Raw genomic sequence first — 15,659 nt, 5'->3', positions numbered from 1 at the left:
CGTTTGCCAGGGGAAATATCATCTGTTTTTTTGGCTAAACGCAACGATGTATGTACAGCTCTGTTCGCTATCCGGGTTAGTCATTTGGCACTCGCCTGCAAAGGTAAGAGCAAGACAATCACCCGCTTGCAAATGATGAGTCTGATGATTGAACCTAAAATCAAGGTTGCCGCTCAGCATCCAAAGTGTTTGCCCGCAAAGATGCTCAATAGCGGAGGCGGGGATCGTCAGTTGACCCATTGCAGGGATTTCAACTTTTATCAGTTCCGGACTGGCGCCCGCCGGGGACAATGTCCAACGGATAATGCCTGACTGTTCATCTGTCCAATGCTGCTGCTGGTGAGCGAAACGAACCAGCGAATTCTGATGTTCCTCAAGCTCGGCGAAAAGTTTTGATAGCGTAATATTCATGGCGTTCGCTAAACGACTAAGGATAGTCGCGCTGGGACTGGAGACGCCTCGTTCAATCTTACTAATCATCGCCTGGCTCACGCCTGAGCGTTGAGCAAGCTCCGTTACCGTCCAGTTACGAGCTTTCCTGTGCTTTAGTAATAACTGTGCAATGTCGCTATCTACTATCTGATTTTTATCTTTTTTATCCATTTCACCCTCACTTTCGCCAGCCTGATTATGCCATTAGCTAAATTAGGCTGGAATCATTGATTGTGTCAGTGTGAAAAAGTCAGGTTTCAATAGCTGGACAATCATTTTAAGTACCTACGTCATCAGAAGAGCATGAGTTTGCGATGCGCACTCCCGGCACAACGCGGGTAAGTTAATGAGCTGGAGGTCCGCTATGAGCGAGGAGCGGACATTGCTAACAGCGTTCTAGGTGAACCCGCGAGGCACAGATTACGCAATGCCGGTTGGCCTACCATCAAACCGAAGGTCAGAATTTCGCTCATCACCTTAATCTCGATACAGTTTGGTGGTTATTGAGATACCATTGGGCATTGATGTGATGGACTAGCCTCTTTTCCAGTGCAAATCCATCAAAGCTCAATGAACCTATCTGTCTGAGCATACTGAACTTTTGATCTAGTCATTGACTAATAAAAGATCGAAGAATCGCTTCTTTATACTCAGCTGAGCCATCACCATTTTTTAAAAAATTGTCACTGTTACCCTCTAGGCTGAAATCTTTCGAGAACGAATCAATTCTTCACGTAAGTAATAAGCTCTAGCAGAGCCAGTTTCTACAATTCCTGTTAAGAGAAGCAGGCATATATCGTACATTTTTCTATTGAGAGTTCCGCGATTTTCTATCTGCAAAAATCTTCCAACAACCATTTCTATATAAAATGCTGTATTGACTTGCTTCCCGATAATATGTCGATTGGCACTATAATGCTCAGCTAAAATCAGAATGCCTTCTTCGAAGAATACGTTGTAGAAGTTATAAATCAATGAAGACAAGGCTTCAAACACATGGCTATTATGTGCAGATTGCCTAGCAAAATCGAGCAAATATTTAGCACCTCGCTTCATATCTTTCTCTTCATTCTCATGTCCTTGCCAAGGGCAATCCGCATACATCATTCCACGCAGGAGCTGATTTAGGTCATTCTGTAAACCGATATAACGATCATTAACATCATTCAAAGCTATCTTGTGTGCTTCTGGTGCTAACAGGCACCAAAGTGCCCATATAGCATCATAATCACCTTCTTTTTCTACAGCGACATGATAGGAGAGTGTTAAAGAATAAATGAAGCCGGGAGCTTTTGCACACCCTAACACCAATAGATCTTTAAAGGGCATGAAGTTATTTTTTCTTGAAGAAACAACATGTTCAGAGAGACAGTCTTGAATCTGCTTTTTAATTTCATGATTTATTTTTTCATCATCACTCGAACGATGGTTTTGATACTCCGTATCAAATACAAAACTCATTAACCTATTGACCAACTGAATTTGTATCTCATCCTTAGTACAGTAAGGAACCATTAGCATTGGTAAATGAATAAACCACGAACAGTGGCTTTCCAAAGATATATCGTTAACTGAAAGCTTAAACTTTCCCTCAATCAAGTCGTTACGAAAAGTTGTTAAAAGATCATTCCATTTTTCGAGTGCGGCTTGCAATTCAGCACCTTGTAAATGATAAAACCTACGTACCTCACTATTTTCCCTTCGTAATCTGGCATACTCAACTATTCCACCTATACAACGGGATGCTAATTCAGCGTCTCTAGACCAAAGAAACTCTCTTACTCCCTTAGCAGCACAAGCACTAACGTTCAGGTTCTCATGCGTTAATGCTGTAGCTAACGCAAACTTCAAATATTCTATTTGTTCTGAATCTAGATCTAAATCAAATAACTTAGGTAAGACAAATGCGCATGCTCCAGAGCCATAATAATCAGTCTTATCATGTGCAGCTGTCCCATTCATATTGTCTGCGTGCATGAATATTGATTCTAGGATGATTTCTAAGCACCACTTTTTATCTTCATAGCTCAATTCTAAAAGTACATCACGAACACAAACCGCTGCAACAGTTGTGATTGTGCCAACCGCCATATCAGCAAAGTTGTGTACTTCACCTTTTTGGAGGGCGCTGAGCAATCCCTTAGTAGCTATTAATGCATCCTGATATGAAGAGAAGTATTTTTCTTCTAGTAATTGCTCATCGAATAGTTTTTTACCCCATAAGTTTAAACTAGTTACGGTGTTATCCATTGCGTGCTTTTCATTAAATTCTTGTTGATCCAGCTTTAAATCTTCCGGAAGCTCTGATGAGCTTTGAAACAATACTCTGTCATTTTCTTTGTCTTCAACTACTTTCCAAGTCCTTGTATCGACTCTGTGCACCATATACCGAAGGCTTTTTTCATTACTTGCAGTAGCTTCATTTTTCAGTTCATCAACAATTTTTAAAATATCATCCCTTAACTCATTTACGAACTGAAGCCTTGTTAATAAGGTTTCTAATGACTCTTTTCTCCATGGTCGAAGTGCTGCTTCTCTTCTCTCTTCCAGGTATATTTTCGACAATGCATCCCTATTAAGACCAAAGAAATGCATCTCATTTCCACCCATTTCTTGTGTCATTCGAATCAAATCTAAATGGTATAAATCAGCAGTTTTAAGCAAAGGAAAGGCTGCTTTACCTACTTTATTAGGGAAGCCTGTGGCCACAGAAGATAAAACAGATGTAGGCATTACTGAATTACTAGAGCGAAGAACATAATCAAAAATCCAATCTATTTCATTATTCTTACCACAATTTTCAACGTACTCAACTAACCAGTTCTCCAATGCCATAAGAGCACTCTGTAATAAGTAGGGCAACGTAGACTGTCCTCTATATCCCTTCCAGAGGTGGGGAGATGCATACTGTTTAACTACTGTGCCATCATTCAGGGTTATATCGACTTGTTTAGCTACTGTTTCGAAGGCGTAAATAGTGTCTTCTTCATTGTCTTGAGTTTTAGAAAAATCCGATTCTGAGTATTTTTGTGCTGTCAAATTGCACAATCTAATAATGAAATCCAAGCCTAGCCTTGGCTTGAATTGAAGAAGATATTTGAAAGGGCCTTTGGCACCGCTTGCAGGGAAAAAATCTCGTTCTGTATCTAGCCCAAATGATTCCTCTACGTCTACTCGATATGACCCGTAGCCATAATCGTTCTCTTCGGATTCTTCCAACAGCCACTCATGCATGGAAAGTTTAACTACGAAGTCAGGATAAAACTTACACAACATAGGAACATTGAAGCCTATAAGTGCCAAACTACTCAGTTCATCAACATAACTTAATCGTCTAGGCTTTATCTTTGAGGTGAAAACGTCCTGTTTCATCAATTCATCAAAATCATCTTTAATAGCCGTTGAAACTTTTAATAAAGCATTTAATATTTTTTTTCTTTGCCCCTCACCACGATATGAATCTTTAACCTTTTCAAGGAGCCATAAACTTAAAAAACCAACCTTTTCAGACGCTTTTGGCAACTCATCATGTATATTAATGAGACCAGTCCATTCATCTATTAATTCAATAACTTGAGTGCGCACAGGACTACTCAAATTATCTCTTTCCTGATAAATAAAATGGAATAGTGCTTCCCAACCTTCTCCATATGGTTTCAGGAAAAGGGATTTGAGCAATCCCGATTTTTTATCTTTTATCAATAGTCCGTTGTGTAGAGATATTGGTCTTTGACACGTTATTCTGAGAATAAAACAAAACCGTGTCAAAAGAGCACAATCATCTCTAAGAAGTTGGCGCTTGAGTGAATTAAGAAATATCCCGGGAGAGTCATGCTGCATGATTGCAGAAATTGCCTCGTCCTTCCAATAACTCTCTATCTCGTCCGAAGATAATAAACCTTCTACGAATTCATTAGTTGTATCATCAAATTTTAGCTTCCTATACAGCCATAACCTGAATGCCCTACTTATCGCAGGTTCATTTCCTATATTTAACAAAAAGCTTGCAACATTATGAGAATTATCAAAATGCTCTCTATCGATGAACTCCTCTAAAGCCCAATCTTCCAAAACATCATGCATAGGACTTACACAAGATGATTTTTGATCTCTGTAGATCAAATTGTCTTCTTCCAACTTTGCGATTACTTCCGGGTCAAAACCGCTTGCTCTGACACCAAAAAGCATCTTTTTAGCTCTCTCTATTGCTATTTTAATAAAGGTTGCTCTTCTTCTATCTGGCATCCCTGACTTTCTATCAGCTTCTTTTGCAACGACAGTCCGCCACACTGTATCCCTAAAGTCTTCTTCAGTATCTCCAATCCCAAATTGAGCGCCATTTTTTATAGCTCTTACAGCAATCTCAATAAAAAATGGTATTCTTAGTAGTTCTACTAATGAGTTATTAGATACTAAAGATTTTAGCTCTGGAATATGCTCGCAAACTTGCTCGACTTGACTATCTTCAAGCCCTTCAATATTCATGCTGCTAAAATTTATAGAGCAAGGCTGTAGGAAATTAAATAACAATTGTTGATAAGCATAGTCCCGGCCAGTTGCAATGATAGTCCAACCAGACTGTTTTCTAATGTATTGCAATAACTCAACAAAAGTATTTGGATAATTTAGCTCTAAAACTTTTTCTAGGGACTCTATTACGAGTACTTTTTCGTGAAGCAATGAGAAATGACTTTCAATTTCTCCCAAAGAAGATGTAATTCCCATGGAAGTGAAAACTTCATTTAAGTTACTTTTATCTAAATCTTCAGCTCTTAAGTAGAAGACTGGAATATCTAAATTTTTTGTTGTGATAAAATCTTTAACAACGCCTGACTTTCCAGCCCCTCTTGCACCGGTAACAAATACAAACTCACTATCTCTATAGCAGTTAGATAGTGCTGCTAGTTGTTCTGCCCTATCAACATGGAGTCCATTTATAGTTGTAGAAATACCTTCAAAAATATGCTGACTGCGCTCATAAAGCTTTATCAAGTCATTCTCGAAATATAAGTAGCTTGATTTATTAAATAATCCTTTAACGTCTTCTGGTATATTATTTTGAGTTAAAACCCCCGCATTCTGGTTGAAACTTTGAACGCAGGAAACAAGTCTAGCTAAGACTAGAGAAGGTAATACGTCTGAGTAACACTGAATCAATGAGCAAAGTAAGTTTGCTACGATTGAATGTTCTGCATCTAAGTCAAAAGGTAAAATCTGAAACGATTTTAAGAAAGACCACAATTCTTCTTCTGAGATAGCTACCCCGTTATTCGCATGAGTAAGCTGATCTCTAAATATCCCTAATCTTTCGAGCTTTGCTTCACTGGTAAATCCTTGGGTTTGAGATTTCTTTATAAAATCTTCTGAGTTCGATGAAAACTTAGCCCATTCAAGTAACGGCAAAGTATTATTTATGTCAGTTTTTGGTAAATTACCTGTTATTAACGCGATAGAATCTCTTTCTGACTTAAAGCCCACACTTTTAAAGTCCGCCCAAGCACTATTTATAACTTCTGCAAATACTGAGTTTGATGAGCCACTAATAGTTATTTCATGTTTAATCTGAGCAAAGATCTTACTTTCATTATTTGAGTTATCTGTGGCAGTCAATACAAAATCATCAGTATTTACACCATCATATTTGTTCTGGAATTTTAACTCTTTAGCCCTCATGTAGTTACTCAAACAAGGAACACAAGATTTAGTCAATAAGGATAGTGCGAAAGCTGCTTGAACTCTTGTTTCAAAATTAACTCCCCCACCGCCAGTAGAAAACGGGTTACTTTGTTTTTTTATTTCTAGACTCATTTTATATTCTCCCTGAAGGTGGAATTTCTTTATCAAAAGGCCGGTGTGTCTGCGCGGTTTAAGTATTATAAGGCAGCTCAGCCCTTTGAGTAGAGGTTTTATCCACACTAGCCATCTGTATGCCTTTCTGCCGCACATGAAAGGCGATTTGCTGCCAGCGGCGTAGCCATTGTTCTTCCTTTCCCTTGTAGGCCTCTAGCTCGGCCTTGAGGCGATCTACCTCCACCTGAAGCTTTTCGGGCCTCTTTGTTCGTCTGTTCTTTGATTTTCACCAGTCCGCCCGACAGTGCTCGTTTGGCGTTGTCATAAGCGCTTTTGATCTCAGATTGCGGATGATGTGGCTGCAGGAAGGCTTGTTGTTGCGTTTCCACAGTACAAACTTAAGGCTGAGCCAGGATACGATTTAGTCTACCGTTCAGTATTTAAAATAAGCATTCTAAGACAATGGCTCTCTGAAGAATTGAGCTCTCTGAAAGATTGAATGACAGTCTAAAAAGGTCCGCTCCTGGCACGGAGCGGACGTGTTAACGAAGCTGAAGGTCCGCTGGGAGCGCTTAGCGGACATGCCATCAGCTTATCAGCCACCTTTACGAGCATTCCATTCGTCACGTGTGATTTCCCATAGCTCGGAATCCAGCAGACCGCTGACATATGCTTTCTTTTCAGTCCTAATGAGCCTCATGCCACTGCTTTGTGAGATACGTTTGGAGCGGTTATTGAGAGCCGCTTTCGGCGCACGCAATATAGTCTTATTTAAGGAATTGAACCAATAATCTGTAGCTGCGTTACAGGCCTCACGCATAAAACCTTTGCCCTGATGCTCCGGTGCTAACCAAAATCCTCGGTTGTTATCCTCAACATCATAAAGACAGATTAAACCTACCATGTTGTCAGGTGTTTCACGATGCCTAATAGTCCAGATCCAAGCGATTCCATTTGCTATATCAGGCAAGGCAACGTTATTGACATAATTCTCGGCGCCATTATCCGGATAGGGCCACGGTACTGATGAGACCATGTACCGAACAATCTCCCAGCGAGGATAAAGTATCTGAATTTGTGAGGCATCTTCTGAGGATAATGGTTTTAACAGTAAGCGTTCTGTATAGAGTATAGGTATTGGCATCAGCACTTTTCCTTCCTGAACTTAGTGTCTATTACTGTTTAAGCCATTAAATAGCTATCTCAATGTATCTTGATGTACAGAAAATATCTATACAATAGGAGGCGCGGTTAACAAGCAGTCAGGGGCAGTTTTTGGCACTGCGCGGATGAACCAACTGAGTTTAAGCTCCAGTCTGAGCGAAGAGCAAACCACACTATCTGAGGTAACGTATTACTGTTAATGGTGACCCCATTAACGCTAATACTATTATTACTTTTTTCATCAACGGTTAGGCAGATGCATTAATGGTTAAGCTTAGGGAAATAGAAATGAAATATCCAGGCGCAGGGGCCTGGCAAATGGGAGACAGTCCAGAACTGGCAAGCGAGCTTGCTAACCTTATTAAAAAAGGAATCAAAACGGCCTCTTGTGGATCTTTTGCCTCTTACCAACAGGAAGAATCTGCTCCGAGGATTGGCAGCTATAACATAATTCTTGATGGACAGAATGTCCCGGTATGCGTGATCCGGCTGGTTTCGCTACAATTGGTGCGTTTTTGCGATATTAATGAGGAGTTTGCTCGCAAAGAGGGTGAAGGCGATTTAAGTCTTGAATACTGGAAGAAAGAGCATCAGCGATTTTTCATCCGTGAAGGTCATTTTTCTGAGGATATGGAGTTGATCGCAGAAGAATTCGAAGTGGTTGAGGTGCTGTAATCGGAGAGAAAATTGCTGATGTTTATCTATCACCCTTTTCATAAACGTCCGTTCCTGGCACTAAGCGGACGTGTTAACGAAGCTGAAGGTCCGCTGAGAGCGAGGAGCGGACGTTGGCAGTGACCATAAATCACAGCAGCCAAAAATGACGGTTAGTTAAGCAGTGGGGATTCCTTTCGCCATTCAGCCGGTTGCTATAAACTGATCTGGTCAGCTGTATAAGGACTATGCAATCTCACAGTCATTTAACTAAGGTAACTCAGAATGCCAATTTCTATTAAAACGACGAAAAATACCCGCACAGGCATCAGGGGGGTACAACGATATGGAGCAATGTATCGCTGGCGTGTTGATGCTACTCGATTTAGAAGTCTTACAGGACAAGACCCAACACCGCCATTCATTGCCTGTCTTAATAAGAGTAAATCCGGGTGTGTAGACTCTGTTCGTTTTCATACGATTGAGGATGCTGGTGATGACCTTTGCCGGTTCTTAAAAGCTATGACTGGGGTCTCATTCGAGTATCAATGACCTTTGCATCGACCCGTTGAACTCACAGTGGAGGAGCAGACATTGCTAACAGCGTATGTGAAACACGGAGGAGCAGATTAATAGAACATAGGGGGTAAAATCTGTACTAAAATCACTCTAAATCAAGCAGTGGTGTTTTATCCGTATGAGGATAAATGATGAGAACAATCGTTGCTTTTGTCTGCCTGACATCTGTTTCCTGCACCTCGCCTTACCCTAATGCTATTCCTGAGATGAATTACGTCAGTTCATTAGATTGCAGTAATAAAAAAACGGCTTCTCAATGCATAAACACAGCTAAAAATGATTATGAAAAAATGGCTACTGAAGTTAAAAGATATGAAATGCAATTACGAGAAAAAGAACAGCAACTAGCCACGCAAAAATATCTTCTAAGTGATACCAGTGCCGCTGGTGCTGTGACATCAGTGATTGCGGCTGCGAGTGGAGCACTGACCACGGCACTTTATGCCGGTGGAACTTCTGTGGTAGGTGGTGCCGCAAGCCAGCGATATAATTATGATATTCAACTTCTGAATTATCGCTCTACCCGGAAAAAATTAAACTGTATATATCGCTCCATGATGGATATAACATCCGACCAAATGGATATTGCAATAAGTACCGACCCCAATCCTTCAGTAAGTGGGCTGATACAACCATATTTAAACAGTGTAATGTCTGATCTGGAGTTTGAACTCCAGTCGGAGCAGGCCGCCGTCAGTCTGGTTGCACCCGATGTCACAGAGATTGCTGAGACCTTAAATCAGCAAAAGGCGGCGCAGAGTAGCTTAATGTCTTTTTCGGCCGCCGATAAAAATTCAGCAATAGCTCTCGCTGAGCTTATCCGTACCAACATAAAAATGTGTAAAGCAACGCCTGCCACTGCGCCGGTAGTTGCATATCAGGTAACCAAACCGGCAGGCGGAAATAGTGCTCAAAGTAAAGGTGATGGAAAATGAGGAATATCAATATGATAAATAGTATCCAGAACTTTAAAATTGCAAGGCTTACTTGGCGCACATTTCTGTTGCTGGGAGGGGGAGCGCTCGTCAGTTCCTGTATGCAACCTGCACAAATTATCAATCAGGAATATCGCATACTGACACCTGATTTTCAGGACACTTTTGATATCCCGCCTCCCCCCGACAGTTCGACCGGGAGAAAAATAAAGCTATGGTCGACTAACTTTTATACCACGCAACCCGTCGAGGATAAAAACGGCGTCCCATTCCGGGATAAAGATGGTATCCCGATATCGGATAATGTCAGTAAGCGTAGCTGGTGCCTGGGTGCTCAGGAAGGTTCTGTCAAAACAACATTTCATGGAGAGGAAATCAGGCTCACGCATGCTGGAGTATTTAAGAAAAAACCTCCTTATTATATCGACTGTGATGTGGAATATGAAACCCATACTCATGATCTGTCTGCGTATGGGTTAAGTTATCATGTAAAAACCAACGCACCGTTTGGCTTAGGAATTAACAATTACTTTTTGGTTCCGTACCGGACTATGGCTGTAAAGGTTAATGATAATTCAGGTTTAAAATTAAAGGCAGGAGACGTACTTTATATTAATGATGTGACTAACAACATGATCACAGATCCCTACACTGGCAGGAAATTCAAGCATGACGGATATTTCTTTGTCGGAGATGTTGGTGGAAAAGTTAAAGATATCCATGCTGACACCTTTTGTGGTTTCCAAAAAAATTGCCTTCCTCCGTTTACAAGCAGTGATGACGATCATCATTATATGTTTACAGCCGTGGTTATCACTGACCCCGCAATCAAAGAAAAACTGCTACGAATGCACTTAAAATCCAGCTACAGGTAGTTGCGGGTATAACATGCGCTGCAATCTGTGCTTTTAGGCGTAGTCAAAAGTTTCCGGCTATTGCAGAAGGCGCCGCCAGGCTCTGCCTGGTGGCGGCGACCGTGGCTAGCTATCGTTGCGATAAGCCGGTCGGGGAATTCTGTGAACTGCACCCCGTAGATCCAAAAAAATGTAGTTAGCTACTTCCGCTTTTGGCACTAAGCGGACCGCCTGAAGCATTGCGAGGTTTGCTGTGAGCGAACAGCGGTCGTCCCATCCGGCGTAAGAACGTAAAAAAACCGCGGTGAGGCGGTTTAGCTGTCTAGTTAGGAAGTTGCGCTTGCGAGTCGTGCGGCAAATCCGATGAAGAACATACCCACCAGCGCGTTTCCAATGGTTGATAATCTACGGTTGCCTTTCAAACGGCTTAGCAGATAAGAGCCGCAGAAAACAAGGAAACCGAAATAGACGAGAGTAATCGCGAACATCACCGCAGCAAGAATGATAAACGCCATCCAGGAATGTTCAGCCTGAACATTGATGAACTGGGCGAAGAAAGAGATATAGAACAGCAGTGTCTTTGGATTCAGTAGCGTAACCAGCATTCCACGCCCGATGATCCCCTTAGCATCAGCTGAAGATTTCTTTTCCTCATTCGTTTCGACAGTGGGCTTAAAGATAGCGCGTATCGTCTGGACACCGAGATAGAAAAGATAGGCAGCACCTGCGTATTTGATGGCGTTAAATAAGGCTGGAGTTGAGCTTATGACTGCAGCCAGCCCACACCATGCCAGCAGAACCAGAAGTACGTCACTCATCAGAATGGAAAATATTGCAGCAAAGCCTCGTTTGACGCCGCTCGTAATGCTTGTTTTGATCACGAACATGGTCTCAGGGCCAGGAGCAAGCACTATCAGTGTCGCACCAAGCAGATACGTCCAGAAATTCACGATACCAAAATCAGCAAACATTTTTACTCCAGTTCTCTCGTTTTTATCGAGGCTATTCTAACGTAACCAGCGTTAATGAAAACATAACGGCTGCTTTCTACTCAGCCAATTTCCACTTTTGGCATAGCGCTGACGAGCAAATGTTTATTAAGACTGAATAGCGAATTTCGGACGGATTAACAGGCGTACCTTTTTATTACGGTATGTAACATGACTCTGGTATTGAAAACCAAATCGCTCAGCTAAATAATTTGAACGTTGGTTTTCTTGCGCAATAATACAGCATACCGGGGAGGTAAATGTCTGGTCTGCCCAACCTAAAATCGCTGCCAATGCTTCATTGGCGTAACCCTTTCCGCGCATTTCAGCGATGATTGTCCATCCCGCTTCTGGATATTTTAATGTTGGCTCAGTATTGCGATGCGCATCCTGAAACCCAAACGCGCCAATATAAAGATGGGTTGCTTTTTCAAAAACAGCCCAGTATCCATAACCTAAAGCTTGCCAGTGACCTATGTAACGTAACAAGCGGGCCCATACTGCTTCTGCCGTGGGAACTTCTCCGCCATTTATCTTAACCATTTCTGGATCAGCCCAGCATGCCTGAAGAGCGGAAAAATCCTCTAACGTGAAATGTTTTAGAATTAAGCGCTCAGTCTCTAGCTGAGGTGCCTGCTGAAAAATCATTATATCCCCTTGATTAGTCAGGTTACATAGTCTGGTTTATTAGTATAAATTGCAGCCAGCCTATAGCATTAACATAAAATCAACAATGTCTTCTTCCCACAATAAATCATTTGTACGCATCACTAACGGCAATCGGTCAATATAAATGATGCTCCAGAACTAAACTGTCCGCTCCTGGTACAAAGCGAATCAACCAACTGAATTTAAAATCCTGTCTGAGCGAGAAGCGGACACAGGATTTACCGGTTCTGTATAACCTAACGGATAGATTTTGATACTATGCCGGACCCGCTAAACAACATGCGGATACCCAAGCCAATCATGACAACACCTGTAAATCGTTCCTGCCATTTGATAACGCCTGGGTGTTTACCCAGCCAGTTACCAAATGTGCCTGATGCCATCGCGACTGACCCCAGAGACACGATTCCTGCCAGCTTTTGGATACTGCCAAGGACAAGCAATTGCAGCCAAACTGGACCCGCTGCGGGATCAACAAATTGAGGAAGAAAAGCAAACATGAACAACAGGGATTTTGGGTTAGTCAGGCTGTTCAGAGCGCCTTCCTTAACGGCATTCCAGTCAGAAATTTTTGCCGTTTTTCGCAGCCGCGTATCAGTACCTGAAGTCGCAATCATTTTTATGCCCAGCCACATCAGATAAGCCGCACCGACCCACCGTAACAGATCCAGCGCAACCGGCCAGGCATGAACAACGGTTACCAGCCCGAGGACAAGAAAAGAAACTTGCACAAAACCTGCTACAAATACATTGCCCAGGACCGTAAGCAGCGCAATACGTCTTCCCTGACCGACACCTCTGGCGATAGTCAGCATCATGTCTGGCCCAGGAGAAATCTCCAGCAGCGTCAGCGCGAGAAGGAAAGTTATAAACGTTTCGATGGAAGGCATCGTGATTGAGTCCAGAAAAATATTTTCGCTACGTTACCTCAGTCTGATTCATGCCGAAAGCGGAATATATTGCAGCCTCCGCCTGTGGCACTACACAGACATTTGAACTCTCAGTGATGCGGCAGCATTTTGTCCTTTTGAGCAAATTACGCCCCACTACCGACCCGAAGGCCGGTAGCTGTTAATACAACCCATTACCACGCGTTATTTCAGGTTGTTGCGGAAAAAGTCCGTCAGCTTGTCGAAGGGGATCACGTCCGTGCGGTCATACAGATCGACGTGCCCTGCCCCCGGAACGACATACAGCTCTTTAGGCTGACCGGCGCGTTTAAAGGCGTCCTCGCTGAACTCTTTTGAATGGGCCTGGTCACCGGTAATAAAGAGCATCGGACGCGGCGAAATGGTTTCAATATCATTGAAAGGATAGAAGTTCATAAACTTACCGATACTGCTCAGCATCGGTTTTGTCGTCAGTTCCTCTTTCTCGCCCTGCGGGGTATAACCGCCGCGTTCAGTGCGATAGAAATCAAAGAACTCGCGCTGAATTTCCGGCGTGGAAGCGTCCAGCTTATTCACAGTGCCCGGAATATAAGTTTTCTCTCCTCCTTTGAACTCGGCAAACCGCTGATCAATGGCCGACTGGATAAAGGCCTTACGCTGCTCCAGCGTCTGGGAGTGGTTAAGGCCATTACGGAAGGCGGCTCCCATGTCATACATGCTGACGGTGGCGATAGCTTTCATACGCGGGTCAATTTTCGCGGCGCTGATGACAAAACTTCCGCTGCCGCAGATGCCCAGCACGCCGATATTTTCTGGATCAATAAACGATTGTGTACTGAGGTAATCCACCGCCGCGCTGAAATCATCCGCGTAGATTTCCGGTGAAATCAGGTGCCCCGGCTTGCCTTCGCTTTCTCCCCAGAACGAGAGATCGATCGCCAGCGTAACAAACCCCTGCTCCGCCAGCTTCTGCGCGTATAGGTTTGCGCTTTGTTCCTTGACCGCGCCCATTGGATGGCCAACGACGATCGCCGGGTTTTTGGCGTTATGATTTATCGTTTTCGGCATAAACAGATTGCCGACCACGTTCATTTGATACTGATTTTTAAAAGTGACTTTCTGCTGCGTCACTTTTTCGCTTTTATAAAAGTTATCAGCGCCTCTGGACATATCCGCCGCCGAGGCGGCAAATGCGCTGATGAACATTCCCAGGGCTAACGCAAATTTATTCATGATAGTTTCCTTGTCAGGACGAGTGTGATGAAAGACCATCGGCAGAGGCGTCTGCACGTGAGGTCAGGAAAATCAGTACGGTTGCGATAATCAACATCGCGGCGCTGGCCAGGAAGGTGCTCTGGTAGCCATGATGGTCGAACAGTACGCCCCCCACGGTGGATCCCAGCGCAATGGACAATTGCACCATCGCCACCATCAGCCCGCCGCCCGCTTCGGCATTCTGGGGGAACGTGCGTGGAACCCATGCCCACCATCCCACGGGCGCGGCAGTTGAAATAAACCCCCACAGCCCGAGCAAGACCGTCACGATGGCCGCCTGGCTGCCAAACGCGATCAGGGCCAGCGCGACGGTCGCCATCAGCACAGGAATGGCCATTAGCGTCGAGTAGAATCCGCGCTTCAATACCCGGCCAATCAGCGTGGTGCCGATGAAACCTGCGCTCCCGATGACCAGCAGGATGAGAGTCACCGCTGAGGCGTCCACCTTCGTGACCGTCTCAAGGAAAGGCCGGATATAGGTAAAGAGCGTGAACTGCCCCATAAAGAAGATCCCCACACCCAGCATGCCCAGCGTGACCACTCGACGGCGAAACAGTATGAAGACGTTGCCGGCCCCCGCTGGCTGGCGGGTAACCGGCATCGAGGGCAGGCTGAGTAGTTGCCAGATAAACGCGACGATGGCGACGGGTAACAGGCAGAAAAAGGCTCCCCGCCAGCCGATGACGGAACCCAGCCAGCTGCCCAGAGGCGCGGCCACAACGGTTGCCAGCGCGTTGCCGCTGTTAAAAATGGCCAGCGCCAGCGGAACACGGTGCACCGGCACCAGACGCATCGCTGTCGCCGCCGACATCGACCAGAACCCGCCGACTACGATGCCAATCAGGGCCCGGCCGGTCATATAGGTCAGGTAATTAGGTGCCATCGCAATGACGCCCCCCGAAAGTGCCATGATGCACGTCAGGCCAAGCAGCAGGTTTTTCCGGTTAAGCGTGCCTGCCAGTCGGGAAATAAACAGGCTGGTCACCACCGCAAACGCGCCGGAAATGGCGATCCCCTGCCCGGCCATGCCTTCGGTGACTTTCAGGGACTGCGCCATCGATGTCAGGAGGCTGACCGGCATAAACTCGGAGGCGATCAGGGCGAAGACGCACAGCGTCATAGCAAACACGCCGCCCCAGTGAGCCTGTTGTTTTTCACTGGTTCCGTTCTGATTTCTGGTTTCAGTTTTCTGATTACGCATTTAGCCTTTCTTTTCTGTTGATAATGCGATGCCCTCCCCCTCCTGAAACGGCGACGTGGGGGATAAGCGCGTGAGTTAAAGAGAACGATGGATATGGAAGGCTCGACGGCTCAATCCACGATCCTGAATCCGGCAAGGAGGAGCATCAGCCGTGTCGTTTTACGGTGAGCATTTTCCATCTCGTTTAGCGTTGACTTTTTCATCGCATTATTGTTACCAATAGGCAG

Annotated in this window: 11 protein-coding genes; 3 read left to right on the top strand and 8 right to left on the bottom strand. The window is 44.2% G+C overall.

Translation table 11 applies throughout. The annotated features are described in order from the left end of the window. Window positions 1-18: 18 nt before the first annotated feature. The 3 genes from PGQ95_RS09900 to PGQ95_RS09890 form a co-directional block, all read right to left on the bottom strand. Window positions 19-603, bottom strand: a complete 585-nt coding sequence (locus tag PGQ95_RS09900) for a helix-turn-helix domain-containing protein (RefSeq protein ID WP_430917902.1) — start codon at window positions 601-603, stop codon at window positions 19-21. A gap of 525 nt (window positions 604-1,128) precedes the next feature. Next, entirely contained in the window at window positions 1,129-6,240 is a 5,112-nt protein-coding gene (locus tag PGQ95_RS09895; RefSeq protein ID WP_430917900.1) for a hypothetical protein, read from the bottom strand. Window positions 6,241-6,817: 577 nt separating this feature from the next. After that, window positions 6,818-7,366 carry a GNAT family N-acetyltransferase gene (locus tag PGQ95_RS09890; protein WP_015705173.1) on the bottom strand — a complete coding sequence of 183 codons (549 nt, stop codon included), beginning with the start codon at window positions 7,364-7,366 and terminating at the stop codon, window positions 6,818-6,820. A gap of 338 nt (window positions 7,367-7,704) precedes the next feature. Between PGQ95_RS09890 and PGQ95_RS09885 the strand changes: the two genes are divergently transcribed. From PGQ95_RS09885 to PGQ95_RS09875, 3 genes are all read left to right on the top strand, one after another. Further along, window positions 7,705-8,061 carry an ASCH domain-containing protein gene (locus PGQ95_RS09885; protein WP_161798772.1) on the top strand — a complete coding sequence of 119 codons (357 nt, stop codon included), beginning with the start codon at window positions 7,705-7,707 and terminating at the stop codon, window positions 8,059-8,061. 686 nt (window positions 8,062-8,747) lie between these two features. After that, window positions 8,748-9,554 (top strand): hypothetical protein, encoded by an 807-nt coding sequence (locus PGQ95_RS09880; protein WP_130942411.1) that lies wholly within the window; start codon window positions 8,748-8,750, stop codon window positions 9,552-9,554. An 11-nt stretch (window positions 9,555-9,565) separates the two neighbouring features. After that, window positions 9,566-10,429, top strand: coding sequence for a 3D domain-containing protein (locus tag PGQ95_RS09875; RefSeq protein ID WP_430917898.1), 864 nt, complete (start codon window positions 9,566-9,568; stop codon window positions 10,427-10,429). A 305-nt stretch (window positions 10,430-10,734) separates the two neighbouring features. On the opposite strand, the gene leuE is transcribed toward PGQ95_RS09875, so the two are convergent. The 5 genes from leuE to PGQ95_RS09850 form a co-directional block, all read right to left on the bottom strand. Continuing rightward, complete coding sequence (gene leuE / locus PGQ95_RS09870; RefSeq protein WP_087857881.1) at window positions 10,735-11,379, bottom strand: leucine efflux protein LeuE; 645 nt, start codon at window positions 11,377-11,379, stop codon at window positions 10,735-10,737. A 126-nt stretch (window positions 11,380-11,505) separates the two neighbouring features. Beyond that, window positions 11,506-12,045: a GNAT family N-acetyltransferase gene (locus PGQ95_RS09865; RefSeq protein WP_430917896.1), complete on the bottom strand. Its 540-nt coding sequence runs from the start codon at window positions 12,043-12,045 to the stop codon at window positions 11,506-11,508. A gap of 257 nt (window positions 12,046-12,302) precedes the next feature. Continuing rightward, window positions 12,303-12,956 carry a LysE family translocator gene (locus PGQ95_RS09860; RefSeq protein ID WP_015366973.1) on the bottom strand — a complete coding sequence of 218 codons (654 nt, stop codon included), beginning with the start codon at window positions 12,954-12,956 and terminating at the stop codon, window positions 12,303-12,305. Window positions 12,957-13,160: 204 nt separating this feature from the next. After that, window positions 13,161-14,189: an alpha/beta hydrolase gene (locus PGQ95_RS09855; protein ID WP_430917893.1), complete on the bottom strand. Its 1,029-nt coding sequence runs from the start codon at window positions 14,187-14,189 to the stop codon at window positions 13,161-13,163. A gap of 13 nt (window positions 14,190-14,202) precedes the next feature. Further along, window positions 14,203-15,432 carry an MFS transporter gene (locus PGQ95_RS09850; RefSeq protein ID WP_430917891.1) on the bottom strand — a complete coding sequence of 410 codons (1,230 nt, stop codon included), beginning with the start codon at window positions 15,430-15,432 and terminating at the stop codon, window positions 14,203-14,205. Between the last annotated feature and the right edge of the window lie 227 nt (window positions 15,433-15,659).

Origin of the sequence: Klebsiella sp. 141240 (assembly GCF_050600805.1) — a bacterium.
GTDB lineage: Bacteria > Pseudomonadota > Gammaproteobacteria > Enterobacterales > Enterobacteriaceae > Klebsiella > Klebsiella aerogenes.
This window is presented reverse-complemented; position numbering and strand designations above follow the sequence as displayed.

Excerpts from the sequence above, each read along its gene's own strand:
- PGQ95_RS09895 (WP_430917900.1), bottom strand. The coding sequence starts at position 6,240 with ATGAGTCTAGAAATAAAAAAACAAAGTAACCCGTTTTCTACTGGCGGT.
- PGQ95_RS09890 (WP_015705173.1), bottom strand. The coding sequence starts at position 7,366 with ATGCCAATACCTATACTCTATACAGAACGCTTACTGTTAAAACCATTA.
- PGQ95_RS09855 (WP_430917893.1), bottom strand. The coding sequence starts at position 14,189 with ATGAATAAATTTGCGTTAGCCCTGGGAATGTTCATCAGCGCATTTGCC.
- leuE (WP_087857881.1), bottom strand. The coding sequence starts at position 11,379 with ATGTTTGCTGATTTTGGTATCGTGAATTTCTGGACGTATCTGCTTGGT.
- PGQ95_RS09880 (WP_130942411.1), top strand. The coding sequence starts at position 8,748 with ATGATGAGAACAATCGTTGCTTTTGTCTGCCTGACATCTGTTTCCTGC.
- PGQ95_RS09850 (WP_430917891.1), bottom strand. The coding sequence starts at position 15,432 with ATGCGTAATCAGAAAACTGAAACCAGAAATCAGAACGGAACCAGTGAA.
- PGQ95_RS09860 (WP_015366973.1), bottom strand. The coding sequence starts at position 12,956 with ATGCCTTCCATCGAAACGTTTATAACTTTCCTTCTCGCGCTGACGCTG.
- PGQ95_RS09875 (WP_430917898.1), top strand. The coding sequence starts at position 9,566 with ATGATAAATAGTATCCAGAACTTTAAAATTGCAAGGCTTACTTGGCGC.
- PGQ95_RS09865 (WP_430917896.1), bottom strand. The coding sequence starts at position 12,045 with ATGATTTTTCAGCAGGCACCTCAGCTAGAGACTGAGCGCTTAATTCTA.
- PGQ95_RS09885 (WP_161798772.1), top strand. The coding sequence starts at position 7,705 with ATGGGAGACAGTCCAGAACTGGCAAGCGAGCTTGCTAACCTTATTAAA.
- PGQ95_RS09900 (WP_430917902.1), bottom strand. The coding sequence starts at position 603 with ATGGATAAAAAAGATAAAAATCAGATAGTAGATAGCGACATTGCACAG.